This window comes from Halorientalis pallida, from assembly GCF_049605515.1.
GTDB lineage: Archaea > Halobacteriota > Halobacteria > Halobacteriales > Haloarculaceae > Halorientalis > Halorientalis pallida_A.
This window is the reverse complement of the sequence record NZ_CP187158.1, coordinates 879,890-904,150: the sequence shown is the minus strand read 5'-3', so window position 1 is coordinate 904,150 and position 24,261 is coordinate 879,890. Positions and strand designations below refer to the sequence as shown.

Here is a 24,261-nt window from a genome sequence, read left to right as displayed (position 1 = left end):
CGGCCCGAAAGCGCGAGCATGGACGACGACCCGGCCCGTGCTGGCGTCCGGGACACCTACGACCGGATCGCCGACCACTTCTCGGCCACCCGCGAGTACGCCTGGCCGGAAGTCGAGTCCTTTCTCGCCGACCGTTCCGGTACCCTGGGCCTCGATATCGGCTGTGGCAACGGCCGCCACGCCGAACTGCTGGCCGACGCGACGGATCGCGTCTGCGCCCTCGACGTGAGTCGCGGCCTCCTCGACGCGGCCCGCGAGCGCGTCGCCGGTACCGACGCGAGTTCGGCCGTCCGCCTGGTGCAGGGCGACGCGTCTTCGCTCCCGGTCTCGACCGGGACCGTGGACCTGGCCGTGTACGTCGCGACGCTACACCACCTCCCCACTCGCGAGTTGCGCGTGGCGAGTCTGGACGAACTCGCTCGCGTCCTCGCGCCGGAGGGGCGGGCCCTCGTCAGCGCCTGGAGTACGGCCCACGACCGGTTCGATGCAGACGAGGGGTTCGACACCACCGTGGACTGGACGCTCCCCGGCGGCGAGCGCGTGCCGCGGTTCTATCACATCTACAGCCCCGCGGAGTTCCGGGCGGATCTGGACGCGAGTGGGCTGGCACCGGTCGAGGTGTTCGTCTCCAGCGGGAACTGTTACGCCGTGGTGGCCGACGGCGAAGGGAAAGCCACATAAATCGCCACGCGGAACACTCGGCTGTCACCTCGTGCCGCGGCGATCCAGCCTGGATCACTGGCGCGCCCGGTCGGGGCGACGTTCGAGCGGCGATGGTGAGCAAATCCGACGGATTTGCGATCTACGCCGCACGAGTGAACGAAGTGAACGATGTGCGGCGATGGTCTAGTGGTAGGACCTGAGCCTTCCAAGCTCATGGCCCGGGTTCAAATCCCGGTCGCCGCATTCCTGACGAACAATTCGTGAGTCGCAGGTATCGCAGAGGGATTTGAACCCTGGGAGTCACAGCCCGCACAGCCGAGCGGAGCGAGGCGAGCAGGAATGTCTCCCTCCGGTTCAAATTCCGACCGACGAAGTCGGTCGACGTGCGCGACGTGGTCGCGCACTCCCGGTCGCCGCATTGTGAGGCGCGAACGAAGTGAGCGCCTCGGGGATACGAACGGCGAGCGTCGCGAGCCGTGAGTGGAGCGAGCAAACGGTGAGCGACGATTGCGGTACGAGGCGATTCGACCCCTTGGAGTCGCACTCAGCGGGCCCGTGTGACCGACAGCCCGGAAGAGCAGGAATTAATCGTCTCTACGCCCTGACCAACGATGTCGAACCGACGATGGCACGAGACACCGAGTCGGCGGAGACGGGAGGCGAGACGCAGCCCGAACATTCGAACACGGGCCGGAGCGGCTTCGACAGGCAACTGCTCTCGGATCTGTTCGTCAACGTCGTCCCCATCGCGATCATCGCGGCGTTCGTCCTGCTGTTCGGACTTTTCTCGTCGGGCGGCGTGGGTGGCGATCCGCTCCTCCTCTTTCACGGGGCGCTGATCGGCGGGGTCGTCCTCGTCAGCGTCGTCGCCGGGTGGGTCATCAGCGGCGAGGACAGTCCGCTCGAAGGGAGTGCGGCGAACGAGTACGAGGGCGAAAACTGAGTTCGACCGGTCGTCGCGGACGCCCGGTCACTCCACCAGCCGCCAGCCGTCACCCGACGCTTCGGCCACGTCGCGGCGGACCATCTCGGCCATCACCTCGTCGAAGCGGTCGGGCTGGGCGATCTCCATCTCGATGCGTTCGATGCCGTGGACCTCCCGGAGCGCGCCGCGGATCTCGGTCTCGGTGAACACGTCCCCGTCGGCTTTGCCCATCACGTCGGAGACGAGGTCGATCATGTCCTCGACGAAGTTCCAGGGGTAGACGACCCAGGTCCAGTCGGCGAGGCGTTCGCCGACGAAGTCGGGCTCGAAAGAGCTGGTGCCCAGAAGCTGGAGGGTGGCGGTGCGGACCTCGTGGCAGTCCCGGTCTGTCACGTAGTCGTGGGCGCGGCTGATCGAGCCGCCGGTGTCGGCGATGTCGTCGACGATCAGCACGTCTTTGCCCTTGACGGAGCCCTCGGGCATGGGGTAGCGGACGGTGGGTTCGTCGGACTTCTCGGCCGCGCCGACGTAGTGTTCCATCTTGAGACTCGTCAGGTCGTCGAGGCCGAGGAAGTCACAGCAACAGCGGCCGGCGAACCAGCCGCCGCGGGCGAGCGCGACGACGATGTCGGGCTCGAAGTCGGCGGCCTTGACCTGATCGCTCACGTCGCGACAGAGGCCGTAGATGTACTCCCAGTTCGTGATCGTGCAGTCGAATTCATCCGGCAGATCGGACACGCGTAGTCACCGTTTACCCCCCGGAGCGCCGAGAACTTGAATGTCACCGCCTGCGCTGTGGCTGGGCCGGCGGACCTGCACCCTCACGGTTCGACGTCTTCCCAGGTGTCGGAGGTGATCCGCGCGTCCGCCCGGTCCGGATAGTAGATCGAGAGCTGGCCGTCGTCCTCGGTGGCTTCGAGGTCGGGCGCGTTCTCCTGGCCGGTGTCGCGGGCAGGCTGGACCAGGGGGAGCGAGCGGTCCGGCAACGCCGGCTGCGTGTCGTCGGGGTCCACATCCTCGTCCCGGTGGGCAGGGCGGAGGCGGCGGGAGTCGGCGACTTCCGTATCGTCGACGACGAACGCCGACGCGAGATTCAGTGTCGGGAACACCGAGATGCGGCGGCGCACGCGACCGAGGGTAGACCGCACGAACCCGACTACCGCCTCCCGCACCGACCCGCCGGCATCCGATTCGTCCGCGCCTGGGGAGTCGCCTTCGTAGGGCTGTTGGGTAGGCGTGTTACCCATACCCAAAGATACGGCCGCCAGTACAAAACGATTGTGTCGGGGTGGATCACCTCTCCGAGCGATACCATTATGTCCCGGTGCTCCGTGCCCATTCCACACCGTGACGAATCAGGGGAGCCTGGGCGACGACGCCAGCGACCGCGTGCAGGTCCTCGACGAAGACGGCCACGTCCTGGAGGGCGCGTCGGTGCCGGACCTCCCGGACGAGCGACTCGTCGAGATGTACCGCCAGCTGTGGCTCGCTCGCCACTTCGACGAACGGATGATCAGCCTCCAGCGACAGGGACGGCTCGGCACCTACCCCTCGCTTGCCGGCCAGGAAGGGGCCCAGATCGGCTCGACCCACGCCCTGGCCGACGAGGACTGGATCTCCTTCCAGTATCGCGAACACGGGGCCGTCGTCGTCCGCGGGCTGGAGCCGGAGTACCTGCTCTACTGGATGGGTCACGAGCGGGGCAACGAGTGGCTCGCCGAGAAGAACGTCTTCCCGCTGAACATCTCCATCGCCTCCCACCTCCCCCACGCGACGGGGATGGCATGGGCCTCGAAACTCAAGGGCGACGACCGGATCGTCGCCTGTCACTTCGGGGACGGCGCGACCAGCGAGGGCGACTTCCACGAGGCGCTGAATTACGCCGGCGTCTTCGACGTGCCGGCGATCTTCTTCTGTAACAACAACCAGTACGCCATCTCGCACCCCCGCGAGCGCCAGACCGCGAGTCCGACCATCGCCGGGAAGGCCGACGCCTACGGCATCGACGGCATCCAGGTCGACGGGATGGACCCCCTCGCCGTCTACGAGGTGACCCGGCAGGCCGTCCGCAAGGCGAGGGACCCGGACGACGAGCAGTGTCGGCCCACGCTGATCGAGGCGATCATGTACCGCTTCGGCGCGCACACGACCGCCGACGACCCGTCGGTCTACCGCGACGACGAGGAGGTCGAGGAGTGGAAAGAGCGCGATCCCATCCCGCGGATGGAGACGTTCCTCCGCGAGCGCGGCCTGCTCGACGACGAGCGGATCGACGCGATACAGGAGGCGGCCCGCGAGCGAGTCGCGGACCTGATCGACGCCGCCGAGCAGTTCGAACCCGATCCCGAGCAACTGTTCGCCAACGCCTACGAGTCCGACACGCCTCGGATCCGGGAGCAACGGGAAGCGTTCCGGGCGCTCCGGGAGCGCCACGGCGACGAGGCGTTGCTGGACGAGGAGTGAGTCAGTCGGCGGTCGCCGTCTCCACACCCTCGGCGGGATCGACCCGGTAGAGGACGAGGAAGGCAACGGTCGCGACGGCGATGAGCGCGCTGGCGGTCCAGAACGCGACGAACACGTCGGTGTAGTCCCAGAGCGTCCCGACGGTCACCGGGCCGACGACCTGACCGACTTTCCAGGCGATGGAGCGCAGCGACATGCTCCCGGCGACGGCGTCGAACTGCTCGCCCTCCTCGACGAACAGCGCCATGCTCGCGGGCAGGCGGATGCTGTCCGCGACGCCACAGACGCCGAAGGCGACGAACAGCGGGAGGAAGGCAGGCGGGAGGGTGACGGCGGCCGCGCCCGGAATCGGGACCGCGACCGCCGGCACCACTCCGACCGCGAACTCCGCGAGGGGGATCAGCGCCGCGCCGAGCGCGTACAGCATGGCCCCCACGAAGACGAAGCGGTGTTTCCGGCCGATCCGGTCGGTGAGGTCGCCGACGTACCCCTGCGTGAGCGCCTTCGTCAGCTTCCCGCCCGCGAGGATGCCGCCGACGAACAGCGCGGACATGCCGAACCCGGTCCGGGCGTAGATGGGCAGGAAGATCAGGACGGCCATCTTCCCGAAACTGAGGCCGAGGCGGAAGATCACCAGCGCGCGGACCGTCGTCCGGTCGAGCAACAGGCGGAACGTCTCGACGCTCCCCTGGTCGTCGGGGTCGGCCTGTCCGCCCGGGTCGTCCCGGAGGTGGCGATAGACCAGCAGACCCGACAGGAGGGTGACGCCGCTCAACACGGCGTAGGTGAGCGTGAATCCGTAGAGAGTGAGCAGGAGACCGCCGACCACGTCGCCCGCGAGGCTGGAGAACGCGCCGACCTGGTTGTACGCGCCGAGCCAGCGGCCGCGGGCGTCCTCGGGGCCGATCTCGCCGACGACAGTCGTCCCGGTGATCCAGAGGATGCTCGCGCCCAGTCCCTGGAGAATCCGGACGAGCAGGACGTGTTCGACCGCCGAGACCAGCGTGAACCCGACGAAAGTGACGACGTTGATGCCGAGGCCGAGCAGGAGGATACGTTTCGCGTTGTTCGTGTCGACGTACCGCCCCAGTGGCAGGACGATCAGCAGTTGCGTGAGGGCGAAGACGGTCCCGAACAGACCCTCGACGAACCCGGAGGTCGAGAACAGGTCGGCGTACAGGGCAAGGGCGATGATGATCGTCGAGTAGGCCTGACTCCGGGCGAAGGCGGTGCTGGCGAGCGCGCGAAACTCGGCGTTTTTCAACAACCCCAGCGCACCGCCGGCATCCTCGCTCACGGTCGCGTTCGGCACCCGCGAGAATAAGGGGTTACGTCTCGCCGCGGGTGTGTGTCCGGATCGCACCCGGTCGACAGTTGGACTACAACTCGATGCGTTCGACGATCTGATCGCCGTCCTCGTGGACGTTGAGCGCGACGATCCGGAGTCGATCTTCGAGCCCGGACCCGTCGACTTTGGCTTTCAGGAGGTTGTCGACCTGGTAGACGCCGGCGGCGTTGGTCATCTCGATCTCGATGAGGACCGCGTTGTCCTCGCCGGGATGGAGCGTGACCGCCTTGATCGCCTGACTTGAGACAGTGTTGATGCCGCGGCCGCCGCGCTCGTAGGGGATGCGCGACCGCCCCTGTTCCATGTCCAGTGCGTCCGCGACGCGGAGGACGCCTGCCTCCAGGGTCAGCGGGTCTTCTTCGACGTGATGGCAGAGAATCGCGTGCAGGACCTCGCCTTTCATCCGGACGGCCTCGGCCACCTCGTACCCGAGATCGGGGAGGATGCGGTCGAGCAGGTCCGCCGCGAGCGGGATCGAGTAGTACGGGTGTTCGTCGCGGTGGACGACGTGGCCGATGTCGTGGAGGGTCGCCGCCAGCGCGACGATGACCGGTTCGTCGGCCTCGGCCAGTCCCTGCTCGGCCGCGCCGTTGAACTCGACGCCCTCGCCCTTGAGGAGGTCGTAGAGACAGAGCGCCCGATTCCGGACGATCTCGACGTGTTTCGTGCCGTGATCGTTGTAGCGCTTTCGCGCGACGGGGTTGACGTTCTGGGCTTCGAGGTAGGCCGTGATCTCCTCGTCGTCCTCGATATATTCGAGGGTCTCGGTGAGTCGCTCGTCGGGGAAGTTGTGGTCGCCGTCCACGTCGTACACGCGGCCGTCGCCGCCGGTCCCGCTATCGCCGCCGCTGGTGGCGTCACTCATGCCACCATTCTCGCGCGCGACGGAGAAAAAGACTCGGTGAGTACCTCAGGCGTCGGCGGCGGCCGACTCGACCTCGTCGTAGTCGGGTTCGACGCCGGGGTCGTCGCTGACCCACGCGTAGGTCACGTCGCCGTCGCCGTTCACGACGAAGACGGCGCGCTTGGCCACGTCGTGGACGCCCAGGTCGGCGAAGTCCATGCCGATGCCGTACTGCTCGATGATCTCCTTGTCGGCGTCGCTGATCAGGCCGAACTCAAGCCCGAGTTTGTCGCGGAACTCGTTGAGGGCGAACGGGGAGTCGACGCTGATGCCGTAGACGGTCGCGCCCACGTCCTCGAAGTCCCCGAGGCGGTCCTGGAACGTGTTCATCTCGTGAGAGCAGACGCTCGTGAACGCACCGGGGAAGAAAGCCAGAACCAGGGGTGCGTCGTCGAGATTCTCCGAGAGCGTGAACTCGGCGATGTCGCCGTTCGCGAGCGGTGCAGTGAAGTCGGGGGCCGCGTCTCCTTCGTCTACCATGACAACCATCCCTTCGGACGGGGGTGGGATTACTGTTGTGCCATCGACGCGCCGCGAGAGCGCCCCTGTGGCCGTTGTTACGATCTGCAGACGAGCAAAAAGCCTATAATTAGCCTCCGGTTATGCTCAGGTACAGATGATCCCACTGTTCATTCCAGGGGCTCCTGGCGGACCGGAGCTGCTGGTGATCCTGCTCATCGCAATCCTGCTGTTCGGTGCGAACAAGATCCCCGAACTCGCCCGGTCGTCCGGGCAGGCCATCGGCGAGTTCCAGAAAGGCCGTGAGGAGATCGAAGAAGAACTCGAGGAGATGAAAAATCCCGACGTTGACTCCTCGTCCGACACGTCGGCCGAGACCGGCGGCTCGGTCGGCTCCGAGGTCGACTCGGAAGTCGAGTCCACCAGCGAGACCAGCACCGACACTTCGAGCAGTTAGACGCGCTCCGATCAATTTTCCGGCCCGCAACCCGTCACAGTAACAACCCCGCGACTGTGCCGGATGCGGGGCGGGCCTGTCGAACGCCGGCCCACCGATCAGGCCTGCGGATCGTTGCCGCACTCGCGACACGAGAAGGCGAACTGTCCGTCGTCGGTGAGTTCCATGCCGTGGTCGGTCTCCTCCTCGCACTCGGTGCAGTACACCAGCGCGTCGAGTTCGTCCCAGTCGTGTCGGGCGTCGGGTGCGCCGATGGCGAACCCGCGGACCACGTCGTCGGTCTCGTTGCCGCCGGTCTGGTACTCGCCCGGCTCGAAGCGGATACAGCCGTCCTCGGGAACCTCCACGACGTCCTCGGGCGTCTCGAAGGTGGCCGTACCGTCGAGGATGTAGAACAGTTCTTCCTGATCGTGGTGGCGGTGCATGCCGCCGGAGAACGATTCGCCCGGCTGAAGCTCGAAGTAGTTGAACGCGAAGTCGGTCGTCCCCAGCGCGTCCGAGACGGGTTTGCGGACCGAGTGGACGCCCAGCGGGTTGTTCTCGATGCGAACGTCCTCGAGTGCGACTTTCTCCATAGGAGTTCCTGCGGTGGCTCCGACATAACCGTTGGGAGCAAAGAGCAATCGTTTTTCAACCGGACCGACGCAATTGGGAGTAGGGCGTGTGGCCTAGTGGACAGGGCGAGAGGTTCCTAACCTCTCGATCCCGGGTTCGAATCCCGGCACGCCCGTGCAGGGAGGCGCGAGCGGGGCGAGCGCCGACCGAACCGGACCCGGGATTCGAGCCCTGCCAGTCGCGCGCAGCGCAGCGAGCACGTCTGGCTCCGGTTCGAATCCCGGCACGCCCGCTCCCCACTTTTCCCGCTCGGGTGGCCTGTGGCCACCATCTGCTCACGGGCGAGAAGCGCCCGTTCGCATGCTATGCGGGAGTGGTTCGAGAGAGCGAAGCTCTCTCGTCATCACGAGGGACTTCGTCCCTCGAACGACTTCGCTCCCGCACTACTCGCGGCAAAAACTCCGGGAAAAAGCGGAACCCCCGGCACGACGGCTCTCTGCGGTCGCGGACGTGCCGATGTCCCACTCACTGCGCTCGCGGAACCCCCGGCACGTCTGCTCGCCTCACGTCGCCTGTCTCACAGGACACCCCGCAAGCCTGCGGGTAAATATCGTGACGATTCGAGTGGTATTTAATCTCCTATCGTAAATGTCCGAGCGTAACATGTTCGGTAACGTTGACAGACGGGAGTTCCTCGGTCTGACTGCCGGTGCTGCTGCGGCGGGGGTCGCGGGGTGTACGTCGAACGATGGAAGCGGTACAGACACCGAGACGGACGGTTCCAGCGGCTCTCCCGAGTCGACTACGTCGTCCGGCGATGGCGAGTACATGAACGGCGTGGGGAGTGACGCGTCGGTCTCTCTCGCGGTCCCCTCGGACGGGGCGACGCTCAACAGTCCGTACGTCCAGTGGAAGGGGTCGGCCAGTGGCGTCACCATCGAAGAATCGGGGGCCGTCAACGAGGGGGCCGGCCACTACCACATCATGGTGGACACGGACCCTGTCGAACCGGGCGAGACCATTCCGAGCGACGACCAGCACGTCCACTACGGGACGGGGCAGAAAAACGGCGTCCTCGAACTCGAACCGGGCGACCACACGCTCCACCTCCAGGTCGCCGACGGCAAGCACAAGGCGATGGCCCTGACCGACACCGTCGAGGTGACCGTCGAGGACACCGCCAGTCTCGCCCTCTCGACCAGCGTCGACGGAAGCGTCGTCGAGTGGGACGTGACGGCGGAGAACTACACCATCGAACCGTCCAGCGAGGGCATCAACGCCAACTCCGGCCACCTCCACGCCGTGATCGACACCGACCACGTCCCCGTCGGCGACGTGATCCCGAGCGACGCCAACCACGTCCACTACGGCGATGGGTCGACCAGCGGGTCCATCGACCTGGCCGAGCAACTGGGTGACGCCTACGAACCGGGCGAACACACCATCCACTTCCAGGTGGGGACGGGCACCCACCGCGCGACGATGGTTCACACGCATACGACCGTCACGACCGAGTGACGCGGCACTCGAACCGTCGAGACCGGACCGATCCCGGATAACACACACGAAGGAAATATCTCGACGGTGTATCTTCCAGATTTCCGGGGCCAGGAACAAACTTTTTGTTGGATTATTCCCGACATTGGAATGCAGTATGGCACAAGCGGAACGGTCCGGTTCCAGGGAGGAAAACCGGGACGGAGAGGAGACGGACCGCGAGTCCGAGATGCCGACACCGGGCGGACTCCGCGGTCTGATCTAACCGGGTACAGACCGTCCTACCACGGGACGAACCACGTGGAGCGAACCATTTTTTCGAACTCGTCGACGGTCACTCCTGTCCGCCAGCGACGCCGGGCGCGAGACTGACCGTCGCACCGTCGGACAGAGTCGTCGCCGATCCGTCACCGTTCCGGACGTTCTCCTCGTCGACGAGGACGTTGACGTGCGGTCTGAGTTCGCCGTCCCCGTCGAAGAGCAACGGGCCGAGGCTCTCGTAGTCGTCGGCGAGCGCGGAGAGTGCCTCGCCGACCGTCGTACCCGAATCGAACTCCCGTTCGAGCCGTTTCTCGCCGATGCTGTCCCGGATCGTCGCGTACGTGACGAACTCGACGTGCATGGCCGGTCTCCGACCGCGATCCGGTTAAGCCCGGCGGTGGCCGAACGCTGTTAGCAAACTCGCGCTCAACGTTACTGCTGGAAGGAAAATAACTATGAATGATGGGGGAGTGGAAACCACCATGTCACTGGAACGCGCACCAGACGAGCGGTTCGATGACCTGCCGGGCTACGACTACGAGGCCAATTACGTCGACGTCGGTGAGGGAACCTCACCGGGCAACCAGAACGCGGGGCGTTCTGGTGACGTCGGCGGCCCCGAGATGGCGTACGTCGACGTCGAGGGCGACGGCGACGAGACGTTCCTCTGTCTCCACGGGGAACCGACGTGGTCGTACCTCTACCGGAAGATGATTCCCACGCTCTCGGAGGCCGGCCGCGTCGTCGCGCCGGACCTGATCGGGTTCGGCCGCTCGGACAAGTGGCCCGAGCAGGAGGACTACACCTACAGTGCGATGTACGACACGGTCGAGCAGTTCCTCGAGGAACTCGACCTGCAGAACGTCACGCTGATCTGCCAGGACTGGGGCGGCCTGCTCGGGTTGCCCGTGGCGGCCAACAACCCCGACCGGTTCGCCCGGCTCGTGCCGATGAACACCGGACTCATGGACGGGAGTCAGTCGATGCCGGACATCTGGCACGACTTCAAGGACATGGCCGCGGAGGACCCCGACTTCGACGTTGGCCAGCTCGTCGAAGGTGGCTGTCTCTCGGACATCCCCGAGGACGTGATCGAGGCCTATCGTGCGCCCTTCCCGGACGAGGACCACATGGCGGGTGCGCGCATCCTGCCGAGTCGGGTCCCGATCGAACCGGATATGGACGGCGCCGAGACCATGCGCGAGGCGAAAGCGACCTTCGAGGAGTGGGAGAAACCGGTGTTCGTCCTCTTTTCGGACTCGGACCCGATCACCCACGGATCGCGTGACTATCTGCGCGATCTGTTCCCGACCGCGAGCGAACAGCCGGACATCTGGATCGAAGGCGGTGCCCACTTCCTGCAGGAAGACAAGGGCGAGGAGATCGCAGCGGAGATCGTCGACTTCGTCGAGCGGACCTAGCGGACGACGACCGCACCGCGGCCGTTGTAGGGTCGGTCGCCGCGGCAGTAGTACAGGTAGACGCCTGGCTCGTCCATCGTCACGCTGTAGGTGTAGCTGGCGTCCCTCACGTTGTCGCTGGGCTCGAACGAGTCGTTCTTCCAGGTCACGTCGTGTGAGCCGCCGCGGCCGGTCCACTCGAACACGATTTCGGTTCCCTGATCGACGAGGATCGCGACCGGCGAGAAAGATCGGTTCTGCCCGTCGTAGCCCGCGCCGACCTCCACCGAGACCGACGATTCGCCAGTCCTGTCTGTCAGCCGGCCGTCGTACTCACCGTAATCGCTGAGCCACTCGTCGACCTCGGGGTAGCCGCTGAGGGTCTGCTCGTCTTCCACGATGATCGCACCGCGCATCCCGAGCGGTCCGCCGTGGTTCGAACACTTGTAGAGGTAGACGCCGGGTTCGGTCAGCGTCACCGTGAACGTCTTTCCGGACGACGTTACGGGGTCTCCGCTGTCGAACAGTCCGTTTCGCTCCCGGACGTTGTGCGCGTTGTTCGGGTCCTCCCAGATCCACTGGATACGGGTTCCAGTCGTGACCCTGACCGCCGGCTTGCCGAACGCGAAGGTACTGCCCGACGTATCGTCGACGCCGACGCCGATCGACACGTCGGTCTCGCCGATCTGATCGTTGATGTTGCCGTTGTAGTTTTTCGTGTTCCTGAGCCAGTCGTCGATGGCCTGCTCCGGGTTCTGCACGTCGGCCGGTTCGTCGGGTTCGGTCGGCCCTTCCGGCTCGTCGGGTTCTTCCGGCGTCTCTACGTTTTCCTCCGTCTCCTCGGGCGTGGCCGTCTGTGTCCCCGCGTCGGTCTCGTCGTCCTCGTCGTCCCCGCCGGGGTCGTCGCCCGAACCGTTGTCGGAACAACCGGCGACACCCGCTGCTGTCGCCACCACTGCGGTTCGGAGAAACGCTCGACGCTTCGATTGCCAGGTCATGCGGAAAACCTCTGTGGCCACAAATATAAATCACTTGACCTTCCCTCGCACTCCGACACGCAGTTTTTGTGTTTTCCGGCCTACGATTGTGTATATGCTGGCCAGCCACCGGGGAGTGAACGACCGATGACGGTACTGGTGCTGGGCGATCAGTTGACACGGACCGTCGGCCCCCACGACGGCGACAGTCGCGTACTCATGATCGAAGCCCGCGAGTTCGCTCGCCGCCATCCGTACCACCCGCACAAACTCGCGCTGGTGTTCGCCGCGATGCGTCGGTTCCGCGACACGCTCAGAGCGGACGGCCACACGGTCGACTATCGGAAGTGTGAGACGTTCGCCGACGGTCTGGACGCACACTTCGAGGCCCACCCTGGGGACGACCTCACCGTCGTCCGCCCGGCGAGCCACGGCGGGGCCGACCGGTTGCGAGATCTGGTTTCCGACGCCGGCGGCACGCTCACGGTCGTCGACGACGAACGGTTCCTCTGTTCGCCCGCGGCGTTCGACGAGTGGGCCGGCGACCGCGACAGTCTCACCCACGAGTCGTTCTACCGTCACATGCGACGCGAGACCGGGTACCTGATGGACGGCGACGAGCCCGTCGGCGGCGAGTGGAACTACGACGAGCAGAACCGCGAGACACCGCCCGAAGGGTACGAACCGCCCGAGCCGCCGACCTTCGAGTACGACGAGGAAACCCGCGAGGTGATCGAGTGGGTCGAGTCGGAGTTTTCCGGCGGCTACGACGACCCACCCTACGGCGGCGACTGGGCCGACCCCGACGAGTTCCGCTGGCCCGTGACCCGCGAACAGGCCCTGCACGCGCTGGACCGGTTCGCGGAGAGCCGGCTCCCGGAGTTCGGTCCCTACCAGGACGCCATGCGCGAGGACGAGTGGGCGATGAACCACAGCCTGCTCTCGGCTCCGCTCAACCTCGGACTGCTGACGCCCGACGAGGTTGTCGAGCGCGTCCTCGACGCGTACGAGTCTCGGGACGTGCCGCTCAACAGCGTCGAGGGGTTCGTCCGGCAGGTGATCGGCTGGCGGGAGTTCCTCAGACACGTCTATCGCCGGGAGATGCCCGAGCTGGCGACGGCCAACCAGCTCGGCCAGACCGAAGCCCTGCCGGAGTTCTACTGGACCGGCGAGACCGACATGGCCTGTCTCTCGGACGTGATCGACGGCGTGCGTCGCCGCGGGTACTCTCACCACATCGAGCGCCTGATGATCCTCTCGAACTTCGCGCTGATCTACGGCGTCGAACCGGCCGCGCTGAACCGCTGGTTCCACGCCGGCTACGTCGACGCCTTCCACTGGGTCACGACCCCGAACGTGATCGAGATGGGATCGTTCGGCGCGGGCGTGTTCGCCACGAAACCCTACGCGGCCTCGGCCAACTACGTCGACAAGATGAGCGACTACTGTTCGGATTGCCCCTACTACAAGACCAAGACCACCGGCGAGGGGGCCTGCCCGTTCAACACGTTCTACTGGGACTTCCTGGACCGCAAGGAGGACGAACTCCGGTCGAACCACCGCATGGGACTCGTGTACGGCCACCTCGACGACAAGGACGACGCGGAGCGAGAGGCGATCCGCGACCGCGCCGCCGACCTGCGCGAGCGAGCCGAGAACGGCGACCTCTGATCAGCGGAACCGGCCCAGCAACTGGTAGTCCTCGCTGGGCGTGTACGACCGGAACGTGAGGCTGTTGGCCAGCACGGAGACGCTCGACAGCGCCATCGCGCCCGCCGCGAGGACCGGCTGGAGCAGACCCAGCGAGGCCAGCGGAATCATCGCCGTGTTGTACCCCAGCGCCCAGAACAGGTTCTGCTTGATCTTGGCCAGCGTCCCCTCGGAGACGCGGATGGCCTTCAGCACGTCCTGGGGATCCGAGCGCATCAGCGTCACGTCGGCGGCCTCGATGGCCACGTCCGTCCCGCTCCCGATTGCACAGCCGACGAACGCCGCCGCGAGCGCGGGCGCGTCGTTGACACCGTCGCCGACCATCATCGCCTTCTCGCCGTCGTCCTGGATCGCCTCGATGGCGTCGGCCTTGTCCTCGGGCAGGACCTCCGCCCGGACGTTCTCCGGACGGATGCCCACCTGCTCGGCCACGGCCTCGGCGGTGCGCTCGTTGTCGCCGGTGATCATGTGGACCGTCAGTCCCCGTTCGTGGAGTGCGCTCACGGCCGCCTTCGCGGAGTCTTTGATCGTGTCGGCCGTGGCGACCACGCCCACGAGGTCGCCCTCGACCGCGACCAGCATCGCCGTCTTGCCCTCGCTCTCCAGTCGTTCCATCGTCTCGGCCGCGGGGGTCGGGTCGACGCCCTCGTCCTCCAGCAGGCGGCGGTTCCCGACGAGGACCTCGCCGTGGTCCGTCGTCGCCCGCACGCCCTGCCCGGGGACGTTCTCGAACTCGTCTGGTTCGGCGGGGTCGAGGTCACGCTCGCGCGCGCCGGCGACGATGGCCTCGGCCAGCGGGTGTTCGCTCCCCCGCTCGGCGCTCGCGGCGGCCGAGAGGACGAACGACTCGTCGGTTTCGGGCCGCAATTCGCCCCCGTCGGGCGCAGCGCCGCCGTCGGCGGTCGCCTCGCCGCCCACGACTTCGACGTCGGTCAACTGCATCTCGCCGGTGGTCAGCGTCCCCGTCTTGTCGAAGACGACGGTGTCCACGTCCCGGACCCGCTCCAGCACGTCACCGCCCTTGAACAGGACGCCGTTTTGCGCGCCGATGGAGGTCCCGACCATCGTCGCCGCGGGGGTCGCGAGTCCCAGCGCACAGGGACAGGCGATCAACACGGCGCTGGCGAAGACGACCACCGAGAACTCGAAGACCGAGACGGTGCCACCGGCCACCATCGGACCGCCAGCCACGAGTCCGAGGAACGGAACCGCACCGACGATTCCGGCGAGGAGTTCGGGGAAGGCGTACCAGGCGCCCGCCCAGAGCAGCGCGTTCACGATGACCGCGGGGACGAAGTACGCGCTGATGCGGTCCGCGACGTTCTGGATCTCGGGCTGGCGGCTCTGGGCGTCCTTGACCATGGAGACGATCTGCTGGATCGCCGTCTCCGAGCCGACCTTCGTGGCCTCGACCACGAGGACGCCGTTCTGGTTGACCGTCGAGCCCACCACCTCGTCGCCCTCGCTTTTCTCGACCGGGACGGACTCGCCGGTCACCATCGACTCGTCGACCGCGCTGGAGCCGTCCACGACCGTTCCGTCGGTAGGAATCTTCTCGCCCGGCCGCACCTTCATCCGGTCGCCGACCTCGATCTCCTCGACGGGAACCTCGCGCTCGGTCCCGTCCTCGTCGACGAGTGTCGCCGTGTCCGCCTGCATCTCCAGCAACTGCCGGATCGCCTCGCCGGCCTGCCCCTTCGAGCGGGCTTCGAGGTAGTTCCCGAGCGTGATGAACGTCAGGATGAGCGCCGCCGAGTCGAAGTACAGCCCCTCGGAGGCGATTAGTCCGAGCAGGACGGTCACCGAGTAGACGTAGGCCGTCGACGAACCCAGCGCGATCAGCACGTCCATGTTGGCCGTGCGGTTCTTGACCAGCGCCGTGTAGCTGTTCTCGTAGAACTCCCGGCCCAGGACGACCTGGACGGGCGTCGCGAGCAGGAACGCGATCCAGCCGACCCCGATCCCGACGACCTCCTCGGGCATCGTGGCGGGGGCCAGCAACTCCACGGCCATCATCGCGACCAGCGGGAGCGACAGCACCGCACCGAACAGCACGAGTCGCTTCTGGCGGTCGATTTCGGCCTGGCGGGCGGCGTCCTGGCGGTCCTGGGAACTCGCTCCCGCGTCGCCGCCTTCGTCGCCATCACCGCCCTCGTCGTCCCGGACCGGCGTGTAACCCGCGTCCTCGATGGCGTCGTACAGCGCCGACCGGTCGGTTTCGGCGGGGTTGTACGTCACGCTGGCCTCGTCGGTGGCGAAGTTGACTTCCGCCTCGATCACCCCGGGCTGGTCTTCGAGGGCCCGCTCGTTGGTGTCCGCGCAGTTCGCACAGGACATGTCCGTGATCGGGATCGTGACCGACTCCCGGACGACGCCGTAGCCGGCGTCCTCGACGGCCGCGTAGATCTCGGCCAGCGAGGTCTCGTCGGGATCGTAGGCCACCGTCCCCTCGTCGGTGGCGAAGTTCACGTCCGACTCGACGACGCCGTCCAGCTCCGCGAGCGCGTCGTCGATGGTGCCCGCGCAGTTGGCACAGCTCATCCCCGTCAACTCCAACCGCGTGCGCCGTTCGGTCATCTCGTCTGAACGTAGGCTACCCACGTTCAAGCGGTTTGTCCTTGTCTTCCTGCCCCCGATTCCGGGCGAGACTTTGGTTTCGAAAGTATTGTCCGGTGGACAGTCTCGGACTTCGTCCGATCAGGAGGTGGCACCCTCCCGGAGTTCCTCGTACTGCTCGACGAACCGGGACTCGCAGGACGAACAGCAGAAGTGGTAGTGCGTGCCGCCGAGTTCCGTCGTCTCGCCCTCCGCGTCGACGGTGTTACCACACTCGGCACACTCGGGGGCGAACTCCGCGTCGTCCATCGAGGGGGACCAGGCGGTGTCGTCGAGCAGGTCCACGTCGTACTCGCCGATGTCGTCCATCTCGAGCGCGTCGGCGAGCATGCCGCTCACGTCGCCGTCTCCGACCGTCGCCGTGGCCACGATCCGCTCGTCCGCGGTGGTGAAGACGTGTTCGACCGGGTCTGCCGCCGAGAGCGCGTCGGCGACCGCGTCCCCGCGACCCGGCCGGACCTGCAGGTCGACCAGCACCGGCACGCCCTCACGGAGGACCGACCGGTCGAGGTCGACGGTGAACCGGCGGACGACACCCAGTTCCTGGAGCCGGTCGATTCGATCCGACACCGCGGGCGGCGAGAGGTCGACCGCGTCGGCGATGTCGCTGTAGGAACGCCGCCCATCGGACAGCAGGATGTCGAGGATCTCCCGGTCCGTGTCGTCGAGTCCGCGCATGCAGGCAGTGCGACCGGCCCCGGCAAGTCAGTTTCGCCGCCATCCCCGCACTCGGTGTGTCGATACCGCAAACCCCTCTCCCTGTTAACACGACCAAACGAAGGACTGAAAGCCGAGAAACCGAACTATCTCGGAATATGGACCACGATTTCGTTGATGTCGTCTGGGACCATCTACACGAGCGCATCGGCGAGGACCTCCGGTCCGTCGTCCAGTACGACGCCGGATCCTCGGCGGTGACGTTCCGGCCCGACGTGCGAGAACAGTACGAACAGGACGAGCGACAGCAGATCCTCGACGACGCCATCGTCCAGCAACTGAGTTTCTCCGACCAGGGTTCGGTGTTCAAGACCGGCGACCTGAAATCGTTCGTTCGCGTGTTCGAGGACGCGTGGGTCCTCACGTGGCGCGAACCCTCGAACGTGAAAGCGGGCTTTCTGATCTCCATTGAACGCGACGGCGAGACCGCCACGATGGAAGACGTGGAGTACTGTATCCAGTATCTCGACGAGGAGATCGAACCGCAACTCTGAGGCGGTGGCGGCCGCGTGCTACTCCCGCCCGAGCGTGTAGAACTCCTCGTTGTAAACTCTTACGACTGTAGATTCTGTGTAGTTTCGAGCGGTGTTTCTGCCCTACAGGCACCGATTCGGACAGTGTGGGAGAGACGTACAGAGCTGTTATCCGGGCGGAATTTGCTCTGTGTCCGGTCGAAAACCGGGGTGACGTGTCCACCGTTCGACCTGCCGAGATCGATATGCGCCCCGATTGAAGGCTCGAAGACGTGCTCAGTCGTTCAGTTCGTCGTACTTCTCAAGCACCAGGTCGAAGTACTCGTCGGTCATCATACGGGGGTTCTGGACTTGGTAGAAGTCATCGAGTACGAACTCAGTTTTCTCGCGGGTCAATCCGTATGCATGGAACGCAGCAGCATCAAGTTCGGCCTGAATTTCTTGTCGCTCTTCATCTTTGGTTGCCGGTTCGATACCACCGAGTCGCTTACGCATCTCCTCAAACTCCTCACCATAGCAATTCAGACGCGCTGATCGAGTCCAAATCTCCTCAAACCATTCAGTATCACTTGACAAATGTGGGAGAGGAGAATACTCGAATTTATACTTAGAGATGTTAACGTCTATCTTAGTTCTCATCAAGAAGTCGAACGGTATACTATTTAACAGACCTAACAACACGAAAGACTCTCTATCTGATAAGTGCTTCTCATAGGCGCTGTGTAAGTTGTTGTTTGAAAGGTCTTCTTCTGTCGGATTAAACCGGAACGGCCGGATTGTCGACAATGCGTGGTAACAGATGATACCCGGAGGGATCATGGACGCCACAAAAGTCCGTTCATTAGTCGATTTAGTAATACAACGAAAGGCAATCCGATAATCCGTGCAATCAAGTTTGACATCATCAAGTTTCAGTGGCTCACCCCGATAATCTTCGAGTAAATCATTCACGAACGCCTTTTTAGATTTACTCGTCTCATCACCGTCGAATTTGTCGTAGAGAGCACTCTTCAATATTGTCAGATTCTTTTCTCTCACCCGACGTTTTGCGCTCTTATTTGGATTTACATCTTCTTCAACGCTCCAATATTTTGGCTCTTCCAAATCGAAGTACTCGCTATTATAAACAAATTGGTAGAGATTGCTTCCACCATACACAGGATAGTCTGCGTCAGCCTTGGATTCGGTAAAGTAATCTGAATCTCTTGTGTAAATTTCTATATATGGGTCTGCGGACCAGCCATCGTTATCATTCGCATTTGGATGCTGAAGGATAGTTTCTAATACATTTAGTTCAGTCTGTGATCGGACAAATGGGAAGGTGATTGCCTCAGGTGAATATTCCTCCAGAGTCTTTCTTTTGAGCCGAACCGCCTTGTTATAAAAGTCGCTCAATACGCTCGTATCACGCTGCATAAATATAGCCGGGAATTCTGTGGATTCTCCAGAATTCTTGAAGTTTAAGACCCCAAAAGTTTGTCTGTTGTCTATATTGTCAAATATTCCTTTATTTTCAAACACGGCAATAGATCGGATCGTCGTCTCATTTAATAAGTGCAAGCGAAGATTCTTACACGTCCCACTCCGAAAAATTTTACCTGGGAGTAATTGCTGTACATATGCGCCATCGTGCGAGATCTCGAATACTCTCTCCAGAAAGAGCATCGATAATTCATTCCTTCCAGTTCTTGTACGACCGTCAATTTCGCCCCACTGTAACGAATAATCACTGCTCTCGGTGAAGTAGGTGGAGCGAATCTCAAAGTTGCGCTTATACTCCTCCCACTGTGTCTGGGTTCTTTCGTTCTCTAACAGTTCCTCCTGAACTTCTTCTTTTTCATCCGGTTTTAGTGATCGGAAATCAGATCTGTATCTTGTGAAAAATTCATCCCGTCGAGGCTGTAGCATGTCCCAAGGCGGATTGCCGACAATCACATCGAAACCACCGTCTGCATAGACCTTAGGGAACTCAAGCATCCAGTGGAACGGACGTTGGTCAGAGAGATCATCTTCAGTCGCACCATCCACAGCCACTTGAAACTCGTGGAGGAAGTCCTTGTCTAACGATTTTCGGTGCTTCTGTTGCAACTTCTTTGCTTTCTGTCGATGTTTTTTAGCCTTCTCAGGGAATGCTGCACTCTCCTCATACAGTTCAATGTGCTCTATGATTTCCTCATACCGATCTCGGACACTGTTATCGTTGAAGTTCTCAAAGGTCTGATCACCGTCATCGGTTTCTTCTGGGAAATCGACGTATCCGATGAGACTATTACCTTGTTGAACGTTGAACCCGATGTTCGGGAGTGCGAGTTCTTCAAGTTCCAGATCCTCTCTATCTTCCTCTCGGAGTTCGGAAATGATCGACAGCCAGAGCCGTAGTTTTCCGATTTCGACCGCCGGTTCCATGATGTCTACGCCATAGATGTTGTTCTGGATAGTCGTCTTCTTGAGTCGATGACGGCTCGGATAGTCTTCCTGTTCCTGCCGGGCGTAGAGTGACTGGCGGATATTGACGATCTCCTCAACTACTGATGTCAGGAAGTGTCCGCTCCCCATACTTGGGTCGATGACGTAGAACTCATCAACTTCGGAGAGCAACGATGTAATCATATCACCTGAACCCGGTACTCCATCAATTAGTTCATACAGAGTATTGTACTGCTGGAGTTCGGCTTCGGGCCAGCCACGTTCCTCATGGAGTACTGTTTTGAACCGTTCCAAGAGGGCAGGCCGAACGGTTTCCTCAGCACAGAACCGCGTGATCTCACTCGGAGTGTAGTACGCCCCGAGTTCTTTGTTCTGGTCGCCCGGATCGGTTGACAGGTAGTTTATCGTCTTCTCGAACACACTACCCAACACACTCGGGTCGATGTCAGTCGGCCCACCATCGGTCGAAAAGCGGTATCGTTCGAGAAGGTCGATGATCGATTCCAGAACACTGTCACTCACATCGAAGTCTCGCTCGTTTATGGTGGACGAACCATTGAGTTCTGGCCGAAACAGACCCCCATTGAGGTACGGGATGTCGGCGAAGACATCGATGCTTTCGATTTGTGGATCACGTTCCGGCTTCTCGTTGAACACGTCATAGAACAGCGGATCGAGGAAGGTCTTGTAGAATGACTGGGGATAGATTCCTTCCTCGTAGGTTTCTACCAACGTATCGAGCAAGTCTGGCCGGACAATCCGCTTGTCCTCAAGGAACTTGACGAAGATCAACCGGTTCATCAACTCGACAGCGAACAGTCGGACGTCATCTCCATTTGCTTCTTCAGGCGATTCGATACCTCCTTCCCCTATGAGGCTTCGAGCACGTCGTTCCTCGCTTTCTTCTGAAACCCCGAAGACAATCTGGATGTAGTCATCGTAGAACTCCTGCGTGATTGCCTCCTTTTTCTCACTGAGGACAGTTGGAGCGTCACCGACAATCGAGACGAAGTTCCCGTAGTTGAAGGTCCGGAGTAGAGTGGAAATGAGTTCTCGCTGCTCCTCGGTTACGACAGACGTAGGTGAATCGGGATTCACCGCTGTAGCATTCTCGAACAGAGTAAGGAAGACCGGACGTAGATCGACTTGCTCGATGATGTTGTGTGTGTATGAATCGGGGTTGTATCGGACGAAGATCCATCTCACACCATCAGTAGCAAACCCAAAGTCAGATTCGAACTCCCGTTGACTGAGCCAACTTTCAACTTGATCAAGCCCGTGGCCACGGTTTTGTAGGGGTTTATTGACTGGCTCCGCTTCGATCAACAGGCGAGTTGAATCGACGGTGTCGACGTCCCGTAGTGAAACCGCATAGTCGGCTTGTTCACCCCGATCCTCTGCAAAACTACCCGCTTCATATCCGTAGTCCTCGTACCCGAGCGAATCAAGGAGGGGTTCAATCACTCGATTTTTCGTAAGTGGTTCTGGATCGAGTTGATCTTGTGAGTGTTTGGCCTTTAGCGTGTACCGACCAGGATCGTGTTGGAACATCCCGTCCAGAAAGTCATCATCCACCTGATCACGGAGCCGGTCAATACTGTCTGCGAGTGTTTCGATGACCCGGTCTTTGTCTGCCTCTGAAACCGCCGTCTCGAACTCGGAGAAGTCAAATTCGGTTTGTGTTCCTTCGGTAGACATACGTTAGATAGCATCCCTTCATCCGAGCATGCCTTCAAAGTAGGCGTTCCTCCCTCGTTTTTTATATGAGTATCTTCGCCCCCGACTGGAGAACGGCGGGGGACCATCGCAAAATATCTGGAATACTGAAGCCTGATTTCTGCCCCTCCCACCTACGAAATAACGGTCAGAAACTACTCGACCACGTCGTTGAACGGCTATATCTGCATATCGCAAACAATCCAATGAAGATCTGTATTCCTTGGATTCACAGACTCACGGCTCTGAAAGCCCAAAAATGAAAAACTCACTGTGAGAAGGTCAGAAAAGACGGATCTCAGGTAGTGGCGATTCGCTATCAGGTTCCGAGGAGGGTCACACAACGAGGTGTCTGGTGGTGTATCCCTCAGTGTGGAACGACCAGTGTTCCGTGTCGATTCTCACCGACGCCACTCGGTAAGTGCTCCGAAACGAGGGTGCGACAGACACCTCGTCGTGGTGCCCTCCTCGATGACTCGTTTAGAGCACCACGGAACACAGGTCGTTTTCCACCTTGGAACTCCCCGACTCGAACCGGAGTCAGTCGAACACGACACCACTGCGACAATCGTTCCGAACCGGGACTCGGTTCGGGATGTCTCCCCAGAACTGGTGTCGTGTCCCACCCAACCGGGTTTCGGTCGGGGACGAACCACGTCCTTACTGCGGGCGACACGCAGGGCGATGTTGCCACTGTGCTGTCGGGACGTGGTTGCCCTACACACCTACGCCGTTTCCGACGTAGGTCCCACAGACCATGAACGGCTTACCTGTGGGCAGCGACCCCATCGTAGGTCCCGGTCCCCGACCGGAAGGGTACAGCATATAAGAGGGACCCTATGGCTTCACAGCCACCTGTCGTGGTGTTAGGCTTGCTCTCCTTCATCTACACTGACCATTACAGCCAGGGCATCCGGATCGAGTGCGACATGCGACGTTTCCACCGAATCGGTGGTCGAGGACCGGAACCGACAAGAGCATGAGATCGCTCGTCGGGCCGGAAAGTGAGAGGGTCGTCGAGACGCGGAAGCCTCTCGCACTTCGCCTCACATACACCTACGATACCGAAACACTTAAATCTTTCGGTTATTCACTCCGGGTAAATCAGGAAGAAGGCAGTCCGTCCAGTAGTCAGGTTTCTGATTTCCGTACCGGCTCCGTACCCGGCCCCTTCTCAGCGAAGGCTTCCCGCAGGTCCTCGTCGAGGGCGTCCAGGTATACACGAGTAGTGTCGAGTTCTTCGTGTCCCATGGCCTGCCGGATGTATTCGAGGTTCCATCCGTTTCTGAGGGCTTGGACAGCGAAACTGTGACGTAGTACGTGAGCGTGGATCTTGTGTTTCGTGCGACCCATCTGATCAGTATACTCTGATTCCTGTATTCCTGCTTCCTCTGCAGCTTGCCTGATCATGTGATTCAGCTGGTCCGGCGAGACTTGCTCCGACTTCTGACTAACGAACAGATACGGCGAGTCTTCTGCTGTCTTGAAGCCAGGTCGTTCCACCTCGATCCACAGTTCCATCAGATTCTCAAGCGACGACTGATACCAGACCTTTCGAGTCGATTCCGTCTTGTCAGACCGGACGGTGATCTGTCGCTTTGAGCGGTCTATCGCGCCAAGTGTGATGTTGCAAGCCTCATGTGCCCTAAGACCGGTCTGCCATAACAGCCTAATAATCAGCGCATTCCGGGTACGGGGCCACGGTACATTTTCCACCAACTGCTCTTTGTCCGCCGGCTGGATGTGAGGGGGTGCATCGTCTCCGACTTCTGCCTCTCGTTTGCTGCTGTTCAGATCGATGTTCGAGGTGTCGAGGTCGTCAACTGGATTCTGATCTATCTGTTCGACCGTCTCTTCCTCCAGACTTGCCAGTACTGTGACCGTCTGGTCGTTGACAAGTTTCTGACAAGCGTCATAGAACGATTTGACCGACGCTCGACGTAGTTTGATAGACTGCGGAGCGTATCCGTCCTGGCTCATTTGTCGCAGGTGGCTTTCGAGCGTTTCCGGATTGACGTCGAAAACGCCATCGAGTGCTGGATTTCCATCGGATGTCTCAGCAACCCATTCCAGATACTGCTTCACGTTGTTCTCGTATCTGACGACCGTAGAGTCCGACAGTTCGGTTCCTTCGATGTGCTCGACGTAGGCTTCGAGGAGGTCGGCATGATCTACCTGCGTCATGATTGCTTCCAGTAGTACTTGAGCCGACGCCCACCTTCCTCGAATACTCGTGACTGGACGTTCGGGGTCGTTTCATCGAGAATGTCGAGTGCCTTCGCCACTTCCCGTTCACCTGCATCAACTGAGTTCGCCACTTCTCCGGCCATCGCACCTCGTTCCCCGTCGTTCAACTCGGAACGCTTAGGGAGTGAACGGAGGACAGCTTGCTGAAGGCTCGCATCCACTTCATCGGACTCCACTTCTCGACGAACGGTATCAATCGTGGTTTCCAGATCGTCAAGACGGTTTTGAATACCCTTTAGTTCCGTCTCGACCCCACCGAGATTCACATCACCAGTAACGGCTCCACCGACTGACTCACGTCCTCCGTCAGTCTCGATATAGAGTTCGACAGCTGACCGAATCAACTCGGCCATTGAACTGACCTTGCTCGATTCTTCCTTGTACTTGTCCCATCTGTCCTTCTGCTCCTGGTCGAGATAGATGTTCACTTGCGCATCCTTGGTCAT

At 61.9% G+C, this 24,261-nt stretch carries 21 protein-coding genes and 2 tRNA genes; 10 read left to right on the top strand and 13 right to left on the bottom strand.

What is annotated here, in order from left to right:
• Positions 1 to 18 precede the first annotated feature (18 nt).
• The 3 genes from ACOZ4N_RS06270 (at position 19) to ACOZ4N_RS06260 (ending at position 1,606) form a co-directional block, all read left to right on the top strand.
• The gene (locus ACOZ4N_RS06270; RefSeq protein ID WP_424019072.1) at positions 19 to 681 is read left to right on the top strand and encodes a class I SAM-dependent methyltransferase; all 663 of its coding nucleotides are present in this window, start codon (positions 19 to 21) and stop codon (positions 679 to 681) included.
• Between the two features lie 154 nt (positions 682 to 835).
• Positions 836 to 906 (top strand) — tRNA-Gly (locus ACOZ4N_RS06265).
• A 382-nt stretch (positions 907 to 1,288) separates the two neighbouring features.
• Positions 1,289 to 1,606, top strand: coding sequence for a DUF6684 family protein (locus ACOZ4N_RS06260; protein WP_424019071.1), 318 nt, complete (start codon positions 1,289 to 1,291; stop codon positions 1,604 to 1,606).
• A 27-nt stretch (positions 1,607 to 1,633) separates the two neighbouring features.
• Here ACOZ4N_RS06260 and ACOZ4N_RS06255 read toward each other — a convergent pair whose 3' ends face one another.
• Positions 1,634 to 2,326, bottom strand: coding sequence for a phosphoribosyltransferase (locus ACOZ4N_RS06255; RefSeq protein ID WP_424019070.1), 693 nt, complete (start codon positions 2,324 to 2,326; stop codon positions 1,634 to 1,636).
• A gap of 83 nt (positions 2,327 to 2,409) precedes the next feature.
• Positions 2,410 to 2,835 carry a hypothetical protein gene (locus ACOZ4N_RS06250; protein ID WP_424019069.1) on the bottom strand — a complete coding sequence of 142 codons (426 nt, stop codon included), beginning with the start codon at positions 2,833 to 2,835 and terminating at the stop codon, positions 2,410 to 2,412.
• 100 nt (positions 2,836 to 2,935) lie between these two features.
• On the opposite strand from ACOZ4N_RS06250, the gene pdhA reads away from it, so the two are divergent.
• Positions 2,936 to 4,051 (top strand): pyruvate dehydrogenase (acetyl-transferring) E1 component subunit alpha, encoded by a 1,116-nt coding sequence (gene pdhA, locus ACOZ4N_RS06245; RefSeq protein WP_424019068.1) that lies wholly within the window; start codon positions 2,936 to 2,938, stop codon positions 4,049 to 4,051.
• Between the two features lies 1 nt (position 4,052).
• Here pdhA and ACOZ4N_RS06240 read toward each other — a convergent pair whose 3' ends face one another.
• From ACOZ4N_RS06240 to ACOZ4N_RS06230, 3 genes are all read right to left on the bottom strand, one after another.
• The gene (locus ACOZ4N_RS06240; protein ID WP_424019067.1) at positions 4,053 to 5,348 is read right to left on the bottom strand and encodes an MFS transporter; all 1,296 of its coding nucleotides are present in this window, start codon (positions 5,346 to 5,348) and stop codon (positions 4,053 to 4,055) included.
• 82 nt (positions 5,349 to 5,430) lie between these two features.
• Positions 5,431 to 6,264, bottom strand: coding sequence for an HD domain-containing protein (locus ACOZ4N_RS06235; protein WP_424019066.1), 834 nt, complete (start codon positions 6,262 to 6,264; stop codon positions 5,431 to 5,433).
• 45 nt (positions 6,265 to 6,309) lie between these two features.
• Positions 6,310 to 6,783 (bottom strand): redoxin domain-containing protein, encoded by a 474-nt coding sequence (locus ACOZ4N_RS06230; protein WP_424019065.1) that lies wholly within the window; start codon positions 6,781 to 6,783, stop codon positions 6,310 to 6,312.
• 136 nt (positions 6,784 to 6,919) lie between these two features.
• Between ACOZ4N_RS06230 and tatA the strand changes: the two genes are divergently transcribed.
• Positions 6,920 to 7,219 (top strand): twin-arginine translocase TatA/TatE family subunit, encoded by a 300-nt coding sequence (gene tatA, locus ACOZ4N_RS06225; RefSeq protein ID WP_424019064.1) that lies wholly within the window; start codon positions 6,920 to 6,922, stop codon positions 7,217 to 7,219.
• 98 nt (positions 7,220 to 7,317) lie between these two features.
• Here tatA and ACOZ4N_RS06220 read toward each other — a convergent pair whose 3' ends face one another.
• A complete protein-coding gene (locus ACOZ4N_RS06220) occupies positions 7,318 to 7,794 on the bottom strand; it encodes a cupin domain-containing protein (RefSeq protein WP_424019063.1) in 477 nt (158 codons plus the stop codon).
• A gap of 82 nt (positions 7,795 to 7,876) precedes the next feature.
• Here ACOZ4N_RS06220 and ACOZ4N_RS06215 point away from each other — a divergent pair.
• A tRNA-Arg gene (locus tag ACOZ4N_RS06215) sits at positions 7,877 to 7,949 on the top strand.
• A gap of 488 nt (positions 7,950 to 8,437) precedes the next feature.
• Entirely contained in the window at positions 8,438 to 9,292 is an 855-nt protein-coding gene (locus ACOZ4N_RS06210) for a DUF4399 domain-containing protein (RefSeq protein ID WP_424019062.1), read from the top strand.
• A 313-nt stretch (positions 9,293 to 9,605) separates the two neighbouring features.
• Here ACOZ4N_RS06210 and ACOZ4N_RS06205 read toward each other — a convergent pair whose 3' ends face one another.
• Complete coding sequence (locus ACOZ4N_RS06205; RefSeq protein ID WP_424019061.1) at positions 9,606 to 9,893, bottom strand: ubiquitin-like small modifier protein 1; 288 nt, start codon at positions 9,891 to 9,893, stop codon at positions 9,606 to 9,608.
• A gap of 121 nt (positions 9,894 to 10,014) precedes the next feature.
• Here ACOZ4N_RS06205 and ACOZ4N_RS06200 point away from each other — a divergent pair, with 121 nt between their 5' ends.
• A complete protein-coding gene (locus ACOZ4N_RS06200; RefSeq protein WP_424019060.1) occupies positions 10,015 to 10,953 on the top strand; it encodes a haloalkane dehalogenase in 939 nt (312 codons plus the stop codon).
• Here the strand turns inward: ACOZ4N_RS06200 and ACOZ4N_RS06195 are convergent.
• Positions 10,950 to 11,930: a halocyanin domain-containing protein gene (locus ACOZ4N_RS06195; RefSeq protein ID WP_424019059.1), complete on the bottom strand. Its 981-nt coding sequence runs from the start codon at positions 11,928 to 11,930 to the stop codon at positions 10,950 to 10,952. The two genes, ACOZ4N_RS06200 and ACOZ4N_RS06195, sit on opposite strands and share 4 nt — an antisense overlap.
• A gap of 126 nt (positions 11,931 to 12,056) precedes the next feature.
• Between ACOZ4N_RS06195 and ACOZ4N_RS06190 the strand changes: the two genes are divergently transcribed.
• Positions 12,057 to 13,580: a cryptochrome/photolyase family protein gene (locus ACOZ4N_RS06190; RefSeq protein ID WP_424019058.1), complete on the top strand. Its 1,524-nt coding sequence runs from the start codon at positions 12,057 to 12,059 to the stop codon at positions 13,578 to 13,580.
• Here ACOZ4N_RS06190 and ACOZ4N_RS06185 read toward each other — a convergent pair whose 3' ends face one another.
• Together ACOZ4N_RS06185 and ACOZ4N_RS06180 are read right to left on the bottom strand one after the other, a co-directional pair.
• Positions 13,581 to 16,196, bottom strand: coding sequence for a heavy metal translocating P-type ATPase (locus ACOZ4N_RS06185; RefSeq protein ID WP_424019057.1), 2,616 nt, complete (start codon positions 16,194 to 16,196; stop codon positions 13,581 to 13,583).
• Between the two features lie 120 nt (positions 16,197 to 16,316).
• Positions 16,317 to 16,913, bottom strand: a complete 597-nt coding sequence (locus ACOZ4N_RS06180; RefSeq protein ID WP_424019056.1) for a winged helix-turn-helix transcriptional regulator — start codon at positions 16,911 to 16,913, stop codon at positions 16,317 to 16,319.
• A 137-nt stretch (positions 16,914 to 17,050) separates the two neighbouring features.
• Between ACOZ4N_RS06180 and ACOZ4N_RS06175 the strand changes: the two genes are divergently transcribed.
• A complete protein-coding gene (locus tag ACOZ4N_RS06175; protein WP_424019055.1) occupies positions 17,051 to 17,446 on the top strand; it encodes a hypothetical protein in 396 nt (131 codons plus the stop codon).
• Positions 17,447 to 17,701: 255 nt separating this feature from the next.
• Here ACOZ4N_RS06175 and ACOZ4N_RS06170 read toward each other — a convergent pair whose 3' ends face one another.
• The 3 genes from ACOZ4N_RS06170 to ACOZ4N_RS06160 all read right to left on the bottom strand — a co-directional run bounded on the left by ACOZ4N_RS06170 (position 17,702) and on the right by ACOZ4N_RS06160 (position 24,261).
• Positions 17,702 to 21,550, bottom strand: coding sequence for an Eco57I restriction-modification methylase domain-containing protein (locus ACOZ4N_RS06170; RefSeq protein ID WP_424019054.1), 3,849 nt, complete (start codon positions 21,548 to 21,550; stop codon positions 17,702 to 17,704).
• Positions 21,551 to 22,699: 1,149 nt separating this feature from the next.
• Complete coding sequence (locus ACOZ4N_RS06165; protein WP_424019053.1) at positions 22,700 to 23,752, bottom strand: tyrosine-type recombinase/integrase; 1,053 nt, start codon at positions 23,750 to 23,752, stop codon at positions 22,700 to 22,702.
• On the bottom strand, positions 23,749 to 24,261 hold the full coding sequence (locus tag ACOZ4N_RS06160) for a hypothetical protein (protein WP_424019052.1): 513 nt from the start codon (positions 24,259 to 24,261) through the stop codon (positions 23,749 to 23,751). Before ACOZ4N_RS06160 ends, ACOZ4N_RS06165 begins: the two co-directional genes overlap by 4 nt.